The sequence below is a fragment of the Streptomyces sp. NPDC102279 genome (genome assembly GCF_044766365.1).
Taxonomy (GTDB): Bacteria; Actinomycetota; Actinomycetes; order Streptomycetales; family Streptomycetaceae; genus Streptomyces.
The window spans coordinates 412,750-427,113 of sequence record NZ_JBIWLU010000004.1 but is presented as its reverse complement, the minus strand read 5'-3'; the positions used below and the strand labels follow the sequence as shown (position 1 = coordinate 427,113).

Below are 14,364 nucleotides of genomic sequence, written 5' to 3'. Positions count from 1 at the left end.
GGGCCTTTCAGAATTCCAGGACGACCTGCAGCGCCTCGGCAGGACGCTCGTCGAGCAGGACGTAGGCGTCGGCTGCGTCGGCGGCCGGGATGACGTGGCTGACCAGGGAGGCGACGTCGATCTGATCCTCGGCGACGAGCCGGAGGAAGGTCTGCTGGAGGCGTTCGACACTCCAGCGTCCCGCCAACTGCGGGGGGACGCCGCCGATCTGGGAGCAGATGAGCTGCACGCGGTTGTGGTGGAACTCGTCGCCGAGGCGCAGTCCGATGCCGTCGCCCTGGTAGAAGCCGGAGGCGACGACGCGGCCGCCGACGGTGACCGAGCGCAGCGCCTCGTGCAGGGCGGGGTAGACGCCGCTGATCTCGATGGCGAGGTCGGCGCCGGCGCCTGCGGTGGCTTCACGGATGCGCTCCGCGACGTTGTCGGTGCGGGCGTTGAGTGTGTGCTGCGCGCCGTAGGCCTTCGCGGTCTCCAGGCGCCCGTCGAGGGCGTCGACCGCGGTGACGCGGGCGCCGTTGAGCTGGGCGAGGCGCGTGGCGAGCAGGCCGATGACGCCCTGTCCGAAGACGGCGACGTCCTCGCCGAGGTGGATGTCGCCTGCCAGGACGGCGTTGTAGGCGATGGCGCCCACCCGGGCGAAGGCTCCGGCCAGCGTGTCCAGTCCGGCCGGGAGCGTGTGGCCGATCATGCGCTCGACGGGGACGATGCCTTCACTGCGGTGTCCCCAGATGCCCCACACGAGGTCGCCGGGGCGCGGCAGACCGGGCGTGCCGGTGAGTTCGGGTGAGACCTCGACGACCTCGCCGACCTCCGAGTAGCCCCAGCCTGCCACCGGGTATTCGATGCCGGCCGCTCCGTCGCGGAACAGGCGGGCCTCGGCGTCCCAGGTGCGGGTCAGGTAGGGGTTGGTGCCGCGGTAGGCGGTGAGCTCGGTGCCGGCGGAGATGCCCGAGTAGCGGGTGCGGACTCTCAGGTGTCCGGGCGGCAGGTCGGCGCGGTGCTGCTCGACCACCTCCACCTGACGTGGGCCGGTGAACTGAACGACGCGTTCCACGGATGACTCCGGAAGGTTGCGGGTGGCGGGTTGAGATGACAATAACCCGAACTTATGTCTTGTCAACAAGCAAAACTAATGCTGAGATGCGTGCTCAGTAGACGTAAGTGGAACGAGGACACGCAATGCTCAGCAAGCACCTGCGGTCGAAGGTGACCGCGGTCGGCGTCACGTCAACCCTGGGGCTCGGGCTGCTCACCGGCTGTTCCGGCAGCACCGGGCCCGGCGCACCGGACCGGGAGATCACGGTCTGGTCCCAGGAGAACCTGCCCGACCGCGTCGCCGCGACGCAGAAGATCGTCGACGGGTTCGAGAAACGGACCGGGATCAAGGTCCATCTCGTCGGCGTGGACGAGGGCCAGATGCCCCAGCTCATCATGGCGGCCGCTGCCTCGGGCAAACTGCCCGACGTCATCGGTGCGGCCCCCATGGGTCAGGTCTGGCAGATGTACACAAACGGCCTGCTGAACACCGACATCCCGCAGAAGATCGTCAGCGAGCTCGGGCAGAAGACGTTCAACACCAACGCCCTGGATCTGACCTCCGACGGCGCCACGCGCCTCGGCGTCCCGTCCGACGCCTGGCTCCAGCTAATGGTCTACCGCAAGGACCAGTTCGACGGGAAACACCTGCCCGCGCCCACCACGTACGACCGCACCCTGAAGGCCGCCAAGGCCCTCACCGGCAAGGGCCACGACGGCATGTCCGCGGCCACCGACCCCTCCGACGTGTTCACGTCCCAGAGCTTCGAGAGCGTCGCCCTGGCCAACGACTGCCAACTCGTCGACGACCAGCACGAGATCGCCCTCGCCTCACCCCGGTGCGAGAAGGCCTTCGCCACCTACGACCGGCTGGCCCGCGCCTACGGAGCCCCCGGCACCCAGACCGTCGACTCCACCCGCGCCACCTACTTCGCCGGACGCTCCTCCATGGTCATCTGGTCCTCCTTCCTGCTCGACGAGCTGGCCGGACTCCGCAAGGACGCCCTGCCGAGCTGTTCCCCGTGCAAGAACGACTCCGGGTACCTCGCCCGCAACAGCGGTATCGTCACCGCGCTGAAGGGGCCCGACGCCGCAGAGGCCGCCCAGTTCGGCGAGGTCACCTCCTGGGTCACCACCAAGACCGCGGAGACCGCCGCCTCCCGCGAGTTCATCGAGTACATGATGGGCTCCGGCTACGAGTCCTGGTTCGGCATGTCGCCCGAAGGCAAGATCCCCGTCCGGCACGGCACCGCCGCGGAACCGAACCGCTACATCGACGCCTGGCGCCACAGTGACATCGGTGTCGACACCCGCAAGCCGTTCGACCAGGTCTACCCCGCGGCCCTGCTCAACCAACTCGCCGCCGGGGTCAGCAATATGCGCCGCTGGGGAATCTCCCAGGGCGAAGGAGCCCTCGTCGGCGCCACCAACGGCGAACTGCCCGTACCCAAGGCCATCGGCGAGATGACCGGCGGACAGACCTCGCCCAGCCAGGCGGCCCGCGAGGCCGACGACGAAGTCGCCGCCCTCAAGAAGTCCCTTCAGTAGCCGCCCGCCTGCACGTAACGAAGGTCTCCCCATGACTACAGCCCCCTCCGACGCAAAGCAGCGCCGGAACCCCGACACCCGGCCGGCGCCGCAGCCCCCTGCGCCCCGACGCCGCCCGATGACCGCGAGCCGCCGCACCAACCGGGCCGGCCTCGCGTTCGTCTCGCCCACCTTCCTCGTGGTCCTCGTCGTGGTCGTCCTGCCCATCCTGTGGACCATCCTCCTGGCCTTCCAGCACGCCAAGTTGGTCGACATCCAGGGCATGGGCCTCTTCGGCAACTGGACCCTGGGCAACTTCACCCAGGTCTTCGACTCCGCGGGATTCTGGTCGAGCCTGACGACCACGCTCATCTACACCGTCGGCGCCACGTTCGGCTCCATCCTGCTCGGGCTGATCGCCGCCCTGGCTCTGCGCACACCCTTCCGCGGACGTGGACTCCTGCGCGCCGCGATGCTGCTGCCCTACTGCGCCCCCGTCGTCGCCGTGGCGTTCGTCTGGGAGGTCGCGCTCAGCCCGCAGTACGGCATCGTCAACGACTGGGGCCGACGCCTGTTCGGCTGGGACGACCCCATCGCCTTCCTGTCCACGCGTTCCTACGAAGTCCACCTGCTGGGCGTCCACTTCGACATCCCGCTCGCCCTGCTGACCGTCATCGCCTTCGAGTGCTGGCGCTACTTCCCCTTCGCGTTCCTGTTCATCCTCGCCCGCCTCCAGGCGATCCCCGACAGCCTCGAAGAGGCGGCCAAGGTCGACGGAGCCACACCCACGCAACGCTTCCGCCACGTCCTGCTGCCGCAGTTGATGCCCGTCATAGCCCTGCTCTGCGTCCTGCGGTTCATCCTCACCTTCAACAAGTTCGACGACGTCTACCTGCTGACCGGCGGCGGCGCGGGCACGGACGTCGCGGGCGTCCGCGTCTACGACTTCCTCACCGCCCGCTACGACGTGGGAGCCGCGGCCGCCCAGGCACTCGTCCTGGCCGCCGCCCTGGTGATCCTGCTCGGCTTCTACTTCAAGTTCTTCGGCAACAAGGTCCAGGAGGAATCGTGACCCCCAAGGCCACCCTGACCAGGGCCCAGTTCGAGGAGAAGTTCTTCGGCGTCCTGCGCTGGTTCGTCATCGCGTTCCTCGTGGTGATCACCGTGCTGCCCTTCTACTACATGCTGATGCTGTCGGTGAAGCCCATCGACGCCCTGCTGCTCGACCCCGGCTCCCTGTGGGTCCCCGCCAAGGACTTCACGCTGTCGACCTACCACGACGTGCTCAAGTCCACCGACGACGGAGGCCAGGGCTTCCTGAAGTTCCTGCTCAACTCCGCGCTCGTGTCCCTGGCCACGGTCGTCCTCACCCTGCTCGCCGCGGTACCCGGCGCCTACGCCGTCAGCCGCCTGAAGTTCTTCGGCCACCGGCAGGTGAGCGCCCTCTTCCTGGCCGTCTACCTCTTCCCGTCCACACTGCTGGCCGTTCCGCTCTTCGTCGTCTTCGCCAAGCTGGGACTGTCCTCGAGCCTCATCGGCCTGGCCATCGTCTACGTCGCGCAGACCGTGCCCGTGTCCATCTACATGCTGAAGAACTACCTCGTCACCATCCCCTACTCCATCGAGGAAGCGGCCGCCCTGGACGGCTGCAGCCGGCTCCAGACCGTCCGCAAGGTGATCCTGCCGCTCGCGCTGCCCTCGCTGATGGCGACCGGGCTGTACGTCTTCATGATCGCCTGGAACGAGTTCCTCTTCGCCCTGCTGTTCCTCGCCGCCGCTCCCGACCAGTGGACCGTCTCCCTCGGACTGGCCCAGCTGTCCAACGGAATCGAAGTGCCCAAGACCGTACTCATGGCCGGTTCAGTGGTGTTGACCATTCCCGTGGTACTTCTGTTCTTCGCCGCCGAGCGCCTGCTCACCGAAGGCCTCACCAGCGGCGCCGACAAGAGCTGAGTCATGGGGGACTTCACGATGACGCCGAACCAGGTCAGCGCGGGCGAGTTGCTGCAGCTCATCCGCGGCGGCCACGCCAACACCCGCGCCGACCTGCAGCGCGCCACCGGCCTGTCCCGCTCCACCATCGGTCAACGCCTCGACCTGCTCAACCGCGCGGGCTGGCTGCGGCACAGCACCGGCACCTCCACCGGCGGCCGTCCCTCCCACCAGATCGTCTTCGACCCCACGCACGCCTCGGTCATCGCCGTGGACCTGGAGACCCGGCACGCCCGCGCCGCCGTCCTGGACCTCGCGGGCACGATCCTCGCCGAACACACCGGGCCGCTGGACATCACCGACGGACCCGACGAGGTGCTGGACCAGTTGTCCTCGTGGTTCCCCGACCTGATCGCCGCCGCCGGTACCGAAGCGACCCACATCTGCGGGATCGGACTGTCCGTCCCCGGCCCGGTCGACTGGGAGACCGGCCGGGTGGTCGAGCCGCCGATCATGCCGGGCTGGGACCAGTACCCCATTCGCGAGCGGCTCCAGAAGGCCTACGCCCAGCACGTCGGCGTCAGCGCGGAGGACGGGCCCGTCCCCGTCTTCGTCGACAACGACGCCAACCTCATGGCGCTCGCCGAGCACCAGGCCAACCACCAGGACTGCTCCGCCTTCGTCCTCATCAAGGCGTCCACCGGCATCGGCGCCGGTGTCGTCATCGGCAACCAGGTCTTCCGGGGGATCGACGGCGGCGCCGGCGACATCGGCCACATCCGTCTGCACGACCGGCCCGATGCGCTGTGCATGTGCGGTTCCTACGGCTGCCTGGCGGCCGTCGCCAGCGGCCGCGCGCTCGCCCGCGACCTCACCGAGCTCGGCCTCCAGCCCACCTCCGGCTCGGACGTCCGGCGCCTTCTCGCCGAGGGGCAGCCCGACGCGATCCGGCTGGCCCGGGACGCGGGACGCCGGGCCGGCGAGGTCCTGGTGACCGTCGTCGCCCTCCTCAATCCGGGAGTCCTCATGCTCGCCGGTGACCTCTCCGGCGTCCCCTTCATGACCGGAGTACGCGAACTCCTCTACCAGCGCGCCATGCCCCGCACGACCGCCAACCTCCAGGTCGTCACCTCCCGGCTGGGCGATCACGCGGGCCTCATCGGCGCGGCTTCGATGGTCGTCGAGATCCTCTACTCCGCCACCCGTGCCGACACGCGCCTCGCCCGCCTCACCCTGTGACGCCCCGCCGCACCGACCGAAGGAAAGAACGAACGTGACCACTGACCTCGCCGCCTGGACGCACGCCCCCGTCGAGGTCGGGCTCGTGGGAGCCGGCCCCTGGGCCCGGGCCATGCACGCGCGCGTGCTCGCCGCCGGACCGGAGACACGGCTCAGCGCCGTCTGGGCCCGCCGCCCGGAGGCGGCACGGGAGACCGCCACCCCCTACGGCGCCCACGTCGCCACCGACTTCGAGGAACTCCTCGACCACTGCGAGGCCGTGGCGTTCGCGGTGCCCCCCGCCGTACAGGCGGAGCTCGCCCCCCTGGCGGCGAAGCGGGGGAAAGCCCTTCTCCTCGAGAAACCGCTCGGCCCCGACCTGTCGGCGGCCCGCCGTGTGGCGGACGCCGTCGCCGAAGCGGGTGTCGTCTCCCAGCTCGTCCTCACCAAGCGCTACCACCCCGCCACCCGCGACTTCCTCCAGCAGGCACGGTCACTCGACGTCCTCGGGGCGCGGTCCTGCTATCTCCACGGCGCCTTCCTCGGCGGGGAGTTCGCCACCGGATGGCGTCTGGAGCACGGTGCCCTCCTCGACCTCGGCCCTCATCTGCTCGATCTCCTGGACACCGCGATCGCGCCCATCACGGGCATACGCAGCACAGGCGACGCACGCCGCTGGACCGAGCTCACCGTCGAACACGCCAACGGCGCCGTCAGCCAGGCCACCCTCTCCGGTTCGGTCCAGGTGCCGCGCGCCATCACCCGCGTCGAACTCTTCGGCGCCGCAGCACCTTTGGTCTACGACACCGCCACGATCGACCACGAAGAGGCGTGGCCCGTCCTGCGCAGGGAGTTCGCCACCGCGGTACGCACGGGCATCGCGTCCGAACTCGACGCCCAGCGAGGCCTCTACCTGCAGACACTGCTGAACGAGGCACACCGGAACAGGACCGACGCGGCCTAGGACCCACCTCCCGCGAACACGCCGAACGTGGTGCCGGATCAACTCGCGTGCGGTGGACGGCCAGTCGTGCGACCCTGCCGCCCATGACCGTTACGGGTGGAGCTGCACACACGAAGGGCGAGGCCGCGGGGGCCGACGGCAAGAGACGCGTCTTCCTCGACATCGACGAGACCGGCTCCGGCTGGATGTTCGTCGTGGTGGCGGCACCGACCGGCGTCATCTACCAGACCCAGGGCGGCGGATACGGCTGCATCCCCTACGAGCAGGAAGGGTACCTGCTGCCCTTCTACGTCCCCGGCGCGGACGCCGGCCTGAACGACCTGTTCGTCGGCGCGCTCAAAGGCTGGGGATCGAGACGGCTCGACTGGCCGCGGACTCTACTCGACCGGCTGCGCCAGGAGGTCGCCGACCTGCACATCTGGGGGTCGGCCAACCAGGACGACGTGCAGGCCACTCCTCTGGTCCTCGACGAGTCCCGGCTCGCCGAGACCGACGAAGCCTGGGTCCCCGTCCTGACTCCGGACGGACCGGGCCGCCTCGTCTGGCAGAACTCCGACTAGATCGCGACCTCCGCACACACGCGCATCCGCCCGATGGCGCGCCTCCACGAAACCCTTCACCGTCTCCGCAGGTTCTTCACTTGTCGCCTCGGGGTCGGGATGCAGTGCTGCCCTCCGGCACCCGTTGACGCGGCGCCAGGGCGCTGACCTGCCCGCTTGTCCGTTCGGGGCAGGTCTTCGCCTTGCGGGCCGCGACCGGACGGACGTGTGCGCCAGAGCCCCAGAGCGGCGAAACACCTGTCCGGCAGGGCATTCGAGGGACGGCGGGTTGCCAGGGAAGCAACCGGTGGAGGATGGTTGCCACGCGGCAACAATTCTTCGACCGGAAGAGGTGAGGGGTTCGCACAGCGGGCCTTCGTCTTTGTGACTTCAACCCAGCAGGAACACGGCATGAGCGCGCACGCTACGGCACTCATGTCATGGTCGTCCGTCCCCTACCCGGTCGTGATCGCGGATCCCGCCGGGACGGTGCGCCACACCAACCCGCGAGCCGAGGGGCTCTTCCCGGGGATCGTCCCGGGCGCACGCCTGGGGGCGAGCGTCCCGGCCTGGCTCGCGGAGGCGCACACCCGCCAGACGGCGGACGGCCAGGGTGAGAGCACCGTGACGTCGGGTTCGGTGGCCGAGCGGATGTTCGAGGCCCACCCCTCGGTGCAGGACGACGGCAGCGTCGCCTGGTGGCTGACGGACGACACGGACCACCAGCTGGCCCGTGAGGCCCTGGAGACGGAGCGCGACAGGACCGCGTTCCTCACCGAGGCCTCCAACACCCTGCTCTCGTCGTTGAATCTGCAGCGCTGCATGGACGTCACCGCCCAACTGGCGGCCGGGCATCTCGCGGACGCGGCGCTCGTCGTCGCGCCGCGCAGCGGAAACCGTCTGCCCGTCGTCACCTGCACGGGGTACGAACAGCCGGAGCGCTCCCTGCGGGACGTGAACGCCGAGGACGTTCCTGGTCTCGCGGAGGCTCTGCAGGGCTTCCCGCCGGTGCCCTCGCGCTGGATCGATCCCGCATCCGCCCCGGAATGGCTCGTCCCCGAGACGTTCGGACCGGTCGGCTCGATCGTCGTCACACCGCTGCCCGGCCATGGCGTGCCCGCCGGCGCGCTCATCCTGCTGCGCCGCAGCGAGGAGGCCGCCTTCACCGAGCAGGAGGAGGTCTTCGCCCGCCTCTTCGCCGCCCGTGCCGGCGCGGCCATGTCCGCGGCCCGTCTCTACGCGGAGCAGGCCTCGCTCTCCCAGACCCTGATGCGAGATCTGCTCCCGCCGGACCTGCACCAGATCTCGGGGGTGGACTTCGCCGGCGGCTACCGCCCGTCGAAGGACCACGAACGGATCGGCGGCGACTTCTACGACGTCCACCCCGCCACCACCGAGGGCGAAGCGTCCTTCGCGGTACTCGGCGACGTGTGCGGGAAGGGCCTCGAAGCCGCCGTCCTCACCGGCAAGATCCGCAACACGCTGCACGCCCTCCTGCCGATGGCCGACGACCACCAGCGGATGATCGACCTCCTCAACGGAGCGCTTCTCAACTCCCACAGCACCCGCTTCGCCACCCTCGTCATGGTCTCCGCCGTGCGTGACGCGGGCTCCGTACAGCTGCGGCTGACCAACGCCGGACACCCGGCGGCCCTGATCGTGCGCGCCGACGGCACCGTCGAGGAGGGCACCCGCCGCGGCACGCTCGTCGGCGCGCTCCCCGAGGCCCGCGCCACGACCACGCACAGGACCCTGGCACCGGGCGAGTTCTGCGTGCTGTTCACCGACGGCATCACGGAGGCCCGAGGCGGCCCGCTCGGCGACGAGATGTTCGGCGAGGCCCGGTTGCGGGAGTCCCTGGCCCTGTGCGCGGGGATGCCGGCCGAGGCGATCGTGGAGCACGTGCAGATGCTCGCGGCGCAGTGGGTGGGATCCGACGGACACGACGACATGGCCGTCATGGTCATCGCCGCTCCGCGTTCCCGGCATCTCAGCGCGGTGGGCGGGCGTACTCGGGGCAGGTTCACCTCATGACCCTTACCGCCACCATCTCCCCGGAGCACTGGAGACAGCAGCTCTGGGAGGCGATCAGTACCGGCGACGAGCACGCCGCCACGGACACGGTCTTCGCCGCGCTCGACCGGGGGACGACCGCGGAGTGCCTGCTCCTGGAGCTGATCGCCCCCGTCCAGCGCAAGGTGGGTGAGGAGTGGGCCGCCAACCGCCTCACCGTCGCCCAGGAGCACGCCGCCACCGCGATCAACGACCGTGCGATCGCGGCCCTGTCGTACCACTGCGCCGACCGCGCCGCGCCTCCCCGGGGCCGCGTCACGGTCTCGTGCGTGGACGGCGAATGGCACGGGCTGCCCGCCCGCCTCCTCGCCGAGGTGCTCAGGCTGCGCGGCTGGCGGGTCGACTACCTCGGCGCCCAGGTTCCGACCGGCCACCTCATCTCCCACGTCCACCAGACCGGCCCCGACCTCGTCGCGTTGTCGAGCTCGATCGCCACCCGCCTGCCCACCGCGCACGCGACGATCACCGCGGTCCAGGCCACCGGCACTCCCGTCCTGGTCGGCGGGGCGGCCTTCGGCAGCCACGGCCAGTACGCCGCGCTCCTCGGCGCCGACGCCTGGGCGGCCGACGCGCGCGACGCCGCCGACCGACTGAACCACAGCCCTCTGCGGCGCCCCGCTCCCGCGCACCAGCCCATCGACGACCTGCCGCACCTTGCCGACCAGGAATACACGATGGTCACGCGCACACGCGCCCCGCTGGTGCGCGCCGTCATGAGCACGCTCGAAGAGCGCTTCCCCGCCATGCGCGAGTACACCGCCGCGCAGCGTGCGCACACCGCCGAGGACATCGCGCACATCGTGGACTTCCTCGCCACCGCTCTCTACATCGACGACGTGGAACTCTTCACGGGCTTCCTCACCTGGACGGCCGGAATCCTGACCGCCCGCAGCGTTCCCGCCCGTTCCCTCACTCCGGCACTGGCCATCCTGGGCGAGCAGCTCAGGGACTTTCCGCGTGCCACCCTCATGCTCACCCAGGCCGCCGGCCGTCTCACCGGTGCAAGGTCCGTGATCGCCTCCGACTCCAGGAACGCCGAATGACGCCGCCCGTCCCGTTCGATCCCACCTACCTGCGCCTGACCACCGCGAGTGAGTCCGGCGACGAAGTGTGTCTGGAGCTGCACGGGTTTCTCGACTACGACAGCGCCGACCACTTCCTGACCGTCGCCACCGGGCAGCTCGCCGACAGCCCCGGCCTGCGCGTCCTGCACGTGGACTGTGCCGGCATGAGCGGCATCGACTCCACGGGCCTGGCCATGCTGCTCATGCTGCACCGCCGTACGAGCGCGGCCGACGTCACCCTCAGCCTGGTGAGCCGGCCCGCTGCCCTCGAACGGATGCTGGACATCACGGGAACCCTGGAGCACCTCGTCCCCCGCCGAGCAGCCGAGGCCGGGGCTCTGTCCGAGTCCCCGTACGCGGAATATCGCCCGACACAGGAGGACGGCCCGTCTGCCGAGTCCACAGGCCATGGTTCGCGCGCGGCAGGACCGGACATAAGCGGCTGACCCCGGGACGCGGAGGGGGGCGGCCGGGCGAGCCGGAGACGCAGGTGACCCGAAGTCACAGCGGTCTCCATGGGGTGTGCCGCGCTATACGCGCGCTCCGCGCACGGGCTGCGGCTCGGCGAGCAGGCCGAAGATCACCAGCACCGACACGATCATCACGATCAGGGACCAGAACGGGTAGACCGGCAGGAAGATCATCTGCCCGACCAGGCACAGCGCGGCCAGGCAGATGCCCGTCCGACGTGCCCCTCTGAAGCTCACCAGCACGCCGAGACCGGCCAACGCCATCAGGATGCCGACGGCCACCCAGATCCAGCCCCAGGCCGTGTAGTTGAGGATGAGCAGCCGGTCGCCCTGCGAGTAGACCGTCGAGTAGTACCCAGGGTTGAAGATCGCCACGAACCCGTTGAGCAGGTTGAACAGCGCGCTCACCAACAGCAGGATTCCGGCGAACGCGGTCCAGTGCGAACGCTCCCTCGACGGCACGGCGTCGTCGGCCGGCGCGGCTTGTCGTTGCATGGGATCCATGGGATGCGGCGCCGGGGCGTGCCGCCATCGATGGTGGTCCATAAGGGGCGCGAGGTCATCCCTGCCCATGGGCCACCGGCATCTGCTTGCCGCGCCCCGTCGAGCACCCTTCGGACGACCCCAGGCATGACCTCCGACAGGCGCCGCCCTGATCCTTGTCGGATAGTGGTCCGCGTCGAGCCATCGCGGGATTGGACGCACATGGACCGCTACCCTCCCATCGCCGAACACGGCCTGGTGGGCGACTTGCAGACCGCCGCCCTGGTGTCCTCCCAGGGCGTGGTGAACTGGTTCTGCTCGCCGAGGTTCGACTCCCCCAGCGTCTTCGCCTCACTGCTCGACCACGACCGCGGCGGGTACTTCCGGCTGGCTCCGGAACACGCGGACGTGTCGTGCAAGCAGCTCTACTATCCCGACACGGGCGTCCTGGTCACGCGGTTCATGTCGCCGGAGGGCGTGGGCGAGGTCGTCGACTGGATGCCGGCGAACACCAGCCGCGTTCCCACCGACCGGCACAGCGTGGTTCGGGTGATCCGCGTGGTGCGCGGCACCGTACGTTTCCTCCTGGAGTGCAGGCCGAGGTTCGACTACGGCCGGGCGGAGCACGAACTCGAGCTGAGGTCCCAGGACGCCGTCTTCCGCGGCCCCGGTATCGCGGGTCACCTCCAGGCCACGTTCCCGCTGACCCGCGACGGCCAGGACGTGCGGGGCGCCGTCACACTCGGCGTCGGCGAATCCGCCGTCGCCGTCTTCACCACATGCGCCGTCGACGGCGAGGCACCTCCTCCGCTCACGGTCGACGGGATGACGGAGCGTCTGTGGCAGGAGGTGGACTTCTGGCAGAAGTGGCTCCACACCTCCCACTACCGCGGGCGCTGGGCGGAGATGGTGAACCGCTCCGCGATCACCATCAAACTCCTGACCTACCATCCGACCGGCGCCCCCGTCGCCGCCGCCACCATGGGCCTACCGGAGCAGGTCGGCGGTGAGCGCAACTGGGACTACCGGTACTCCTGGGTGCGGGACGGGGCCCTCTCGGTGCGGGCTCTGCTCGACCTCGGGTTCGCCGAGGAGGCGTCGGCGTTCACCAAGTGGCTGGGCGACCGGATGCGGGACCGGGCCGACCTGCCCGGCGAGCGCCTGCAGATCATGTACCGGGTCGACGGCGACCCCCACCTGACCGAGGAGACCCTCGACCACTGGGAGGGCTACCGGGGATCGCGGCCGGTCCGTGCCGGCAACGCCGCCGCCGACCAGCTCCAGCTCGACATCTACGGCGAAGCCCTCTATGCCCTGGCCGAGGGCACGGATGTAGGGGTGGAGCTGGGGTACCACGGCTGGAAAGGTCTCGCCAGGACGCTGGACTGGCTCTCCGACCACTGGGACCGCCCCGACGAGGGGGTCTGGGAGACGCGCGGAGGCCGCAAGGACTTCACGTTCAGCCGCGTGATGTGCTGGGTCGCCTTCGACCGCGGCATGCGCCTGGCGACGGAGCTGAGCCGTCCGGCGGACATCCCCCGCTGGCGCGACGCCCGCGACGCGATCCTCGAACAGGTCATGGACAAGGGCTGGAGCGAATCCGAGCAGGCACTGGTGCAGCACTACGGCGGGGATGTCCTGGACGCCTCGCTCCTGCTGATCCCCCGCGTCGGATTCCTCTCCGCGAAGAGCCCCGGCTGGCTCTCCACCCTGGACGCCATGGAGCGCAAGCTCGTGTCGGACAGCCTCGTCTACCGCTACGACCCGGCCGCCTCCCCCGACGGCCTGCGCGGCGCCGAAGGCACCTTCAGCCTCTGCACCTACCTCTACGTCGACGCCCTGGCGCGAGCCGGACGCGTCCGGCCGGCCCGCTACACCTTCGAGAAGATGCACACCTACGCAAACCATGTCGGCCTGTTCGCCGAGGAGATCGGGCCGAGCGGCGAGCAACTCGGCAACTTCCCGCAGGCGTTCACCCACCTGTCGCTCATCATGGCGGCATCGACCCTGGACGAGGCCATTGAACGGCAGCGACAGTCCCGCTGACGCACCGGGGGAACAGCCCGGACGCGGCGCGTGGCCCCGCGAGAGCCGTGCCGCCTTCGAGGCGCTGTACGCGCGTCTGCGGCAGCAGGCGGACGACGCCGAGCCCCCCGTGTCCCCTGCCGGACCCGGTGCGCCGACGGGTGTCACGCGGGCGACGATTCTGGCCGCGGCGGCCGAGGTCCGCTCGGGGCTGACGGTATCGCTCTCGTCCCCCATCGACACCCGGCCGGCTCCCGACGACCCGCACCCGGCCGTCCACCGGGTCACCAGCCGCCCGAAGACCGCGGCCGCCGGACTGCAGTTCGCCACCGACCGCTTCTCCATGAACGTCCACGGTGACGCGGACAGTCACCTAGACGCCCTGTGCCACGTCGCCTACGACGGCACGCTGCACGGCGGGGTCCCCGCGAGCACCGTCACGGCCGAGGGAGCCGCCACCCTCTCCGTCGAATCCCTGCGGGACGGCATCGTCGGCCGCGGTGTCCTGCTCGACATCCCGCGGCTGCGGGGAGTTCCGTGGCTGGAGCCCGGCGACTGCGTCACCTACGACGACCTCGTGGCCGCGGAAGCCGCGCAGCACGTCCGGGTCGGTGCCGGGGACATCCTGCTCGTGCGGGTCGGTCACCGCCGCAGGCGCGAGGAGAACGGCCCCTGGGACGTCGCGCACAGCCGCGCCGGCCTGCACCCCGCCGCGGTGGAGTTCCTGGCCGAACGCCGGGTCGCCGTGCTGGGCGGCGACGGCAACAACGACACGGCCCCCAGCCCCACCGACGGCGTGGACTTCCCGGTACACGTCCTCGCCATCCACGCGCTCGGCGTGTATCTGATGGACTACCTGCGGTTCGAGGACCTCGTGCCTCTCTGCGAGGAGGCGGGGCGCTGGTCGTTCCTGTGCGTCGTCGCGCCCCTGCGCCTCCCCGCGGCGACCGGCTCCCCCGTCAATCCCGTCGCCATCCTCTGACGTTCGGGGTTGGATGGTCGCGCCTCGCCCGCATCTCCCCTCCGTCGAGGGG

The 14,364-nt window shown here is 70.2% G+C and carries 13 protein-coding genes; 11 read left to right on the top strand and 2 right to left on the bottom strand.

Annotated features, from left to right (window positions below; translation table 11 throughout):
• Nucleotides 1–7 precede the first annotated feature (7 nt).
• Nucleotides 8–1,054 (bottom strand): zinc-binding alcohol dehydrogenase, encoded by a 1,047-nt coding sequence (locus tag ACIRQH_RS11870; RefSeq protein WP_388932617.1) that lies wholly within the window; start codon nt 1,052–1,054, stop codon nt 8–10.
• Between the two features lie 125 nt (nt 1,055–1,179).
• Here ACIRQH_RS11870 and ACIRQH_RS11865 point away from each other — a divergent pair, with 125 nt between their 5' ends.
• The 9 genes from ACIRQH_RS11865 (at nt 1,180) to ACIRQH_RS11825 (ending at nt 10,798) form a co-directional block, all read left to right on the top strand.
• Nucleotides 1,180–2,583, top strand: coding sequence for an extracellular solute-binding protein (locus ACIRQH_RS11865; RefSeq protein ID WP_358816177.1), 1,404 nt, complete (start codon nt 1,180–1,182; stop codon nt 2,581–2,583).
• 31 nt (nt 2,584–2,614) lie between these two features.
• On the top strand, nt 2,615–3,634 hold the full coding sequence (locus tag ACIRQH_RS11860) for a carbohydrate ABC transporter permease (RefSeq protein WP_388873118.1): 1,020 nt from the start codon (nt 2,615–2,617) through the stop codon (nt 3,632–3,634).
• A 14-nt stretch (nt 3,635–3,648) separates the two neighbouring features.
• Nucleotides 3,649–4,515, top strand: a complete 867-nt coding sequence (locus ACIRQH_RS11855) for a carbohydrate ABC transporter permease (protein ID WP_388873604.1) — start codon at nt 3,649–3,651, stop codon at nt 4,513–4,515.
• A 3-nt stretch (nt 4,516–4,518) separates the two neighbouring features.
• Nucleotides 4,519–5,733, top strand: coding sequence for an ROK family protein (locus ACIRQH_RS11850; RefSeq protein ID WP_404225458.1), 1,215 nt, complete (start codon nt 4,519–4,521; stop codon nt 5,731–5,733).
• Between the two features lie 34 nt (nt 5,734–5,767).
• The gene (locus ACIRQH_RS11845; RefSeq protein WP_388873124.1) at nt 5,768–6,676 is read left to right on the top strand and encodes a Gfo/Idh/MocA family protein; all 909 of its coding nucleotides are present in this window, start codon (nt 5,768–5,770) and stop codon (nt 6,674–6,676) included.
• Nucleotides 6,677–6,759: 83 nt separating this feature from the next.
• Nucleotides 6,760–7,236 carry a DUF6210 family protein gene (locus ACIRQH_RS11840; RefSeq protein WP_388873127.1) on the top strand — a complete coding sequence of 159 codons (477 nt, stop codon included), beginning with the start codon at nt 6,760–6,762 and terminating at the stop codon, nt 7,234–7,236.
• A 390-nt stretch (nt 7,237–7,626) separates the two neighbouring features.
• The gene (locus ACIRQH_RS11835; RefSeq protein ID WP_388932610.1) at nt 7,627–9,249 is read left to right on the top strand and encodes a PP2C family protein-serine/threonine phosphatase; all 1,623 of its coding nucleotides are present in this window, start codon (nt 7,627–7,629) and stop codon (nt 9,247–9,249) included.
• Nucleotides 9,246–10,331 (top strand): B12-binding domain-containing protein, encoded by a 1,086-nt coding sequence (locus ACIRQH_RS11830; RefSeq protein WP_404225455.1) that lies wholly within the window; start codon nt 9,246–9,248, stop codon nt 10,329–10,331. Before ACIRQH_RS11835 ends, ACIRQH_RS11830 begins: the two co-directional genes overlap by 4 nt.
• The gene (locus tag ACIRQH_RS11825; RefSeq protein WP_404225453.1) at nt 10,328–10,798 is read left to right on the top strand and encodes an STAS domain-containing protein; all 471 of its coding nucleotides are present in this window, start codon (nt 10,328–10,330) and stop codon (nt 10,796–10,798) included. Before ACIRQH_RS11830 ends, ACIRQH_RS11825 begins: the two co-directional genes overlap by 4 nt.
• 84 nt (nt 10,799–10,882) lie before the next feature.
• On the opposite strand, the gene ACIRQH_RS11820 is transcribed toward ACIRQH_RS11825, so the two are convergent.
• Complete coding sequence (locus tag ACIRQH_RS11820; RefSeq protein WP_404225451.1) at nt 10,883–11,317, bottom strand: hypothetical protein; 435 nt, start codon at nt 11,315–11,317, stop codon at nt 10,883–10,885.
• A gap of 174 nt (nt 11,318–11,491) precedes the next feature.
• Here ACIRQH_RS11820 and ACIRQH_RS11815 point away from each other — a divergent pair, with 174 nt between their 5' ends.
• Both ACIRQH_RS11815 and ACIRQH_RS11810 read left to right on the top strand, forming a co-directional pair.
• The gene (locus ACIRQH_RS11815) at nt 11,492–13,351 is read left to right on the top strand and encodes a glycoside hydrolase family 15 protein (protein WP_404225721.1); all 1,860 of its coding nucleotides are present in this window, start codon (nt 11,492–11,494) and stop codon (nt 13,349–13,351) included.
• Complete coding sequence (locus ACIRQH_RS11810; protein WP_404225449.1) at nt 13,326–14,312, top strand: cyclase family protein; 987 nt, start codon at nt 13,326–13,328, stop codon at nt 14,310–14,312. Before ACIRQH_RS11815 ends, ACIRQH_RS11810 begins: the two co-directional genes overlap by 26 nt.
• Nucleotides 14,313–14,364: the final 52 nt, after the last annotated feature.

What these genes read in the sequence shown, in the direction of transcription:
- ACIRQH_RS11860 (WP_388873118.1), top strand. Translation starts at nt 2,615, where the DNA reads ATGACTACAGCCCCCTCCGACGCAAAGCAGCGCCGGAACCCCGACACC.
- ACIRQH_RS11850 (WP_404225458.1), top strand. Translation starts at nt 4,519, where the DNA reads ATGGGGGACTTCACGATGACGCCGAACCAGGTCAGCGCGGGCGAGTTG.
- ACIRQH_RS11840 (WP_388873127.1), top strand. Translation starts at nt 6,760, where the DNA reads ATGACCGTTACGGGTGGAGCTGCACACACGAAGGGCGAGGCCGCGGGG.
- ACIRQH_RS11820 (WP_404225451.1), bottom strand. Translation starts at nt 11,317, where the DNA reads ATGCAACGACAAGCCGCGCCGGCCGACGACGCCGTGCCGTCGAGGGAG.
- ACIRQH_RS11830 (WP_404225455.1), top strand. Translation starts at nt 9,246, where the DNA reads ATGACCCTTACCGCCACCATCTCCCCGGAGCACTGGAGACAGCAGCTC.
- ACIRQH_RS11825 (WP_404225453.1), top strand. Translation starts at nt 10,328, where the DNA reads ATGACGCCGCCCGTCCCGTTCGATCCCACCTACCTGCGCCTGACCACC.
- ACIRQH_RS11865 (WP_358816177.1), top strand. Translation starts at nt 1,180, where the DNA reads ATGCTCAGCAAGCACCTGCGGTCGAAGGTGACCGCGGTCGGCGTCACG.
- ACIRQH_RS11835 (WP_388932610.1), top strand. Translation starts at nt 7,627, where the DNA reads ATGAGCGCGCACGCTACGGCACTCATGTCATGGTCGTCCGTCCCCTAC.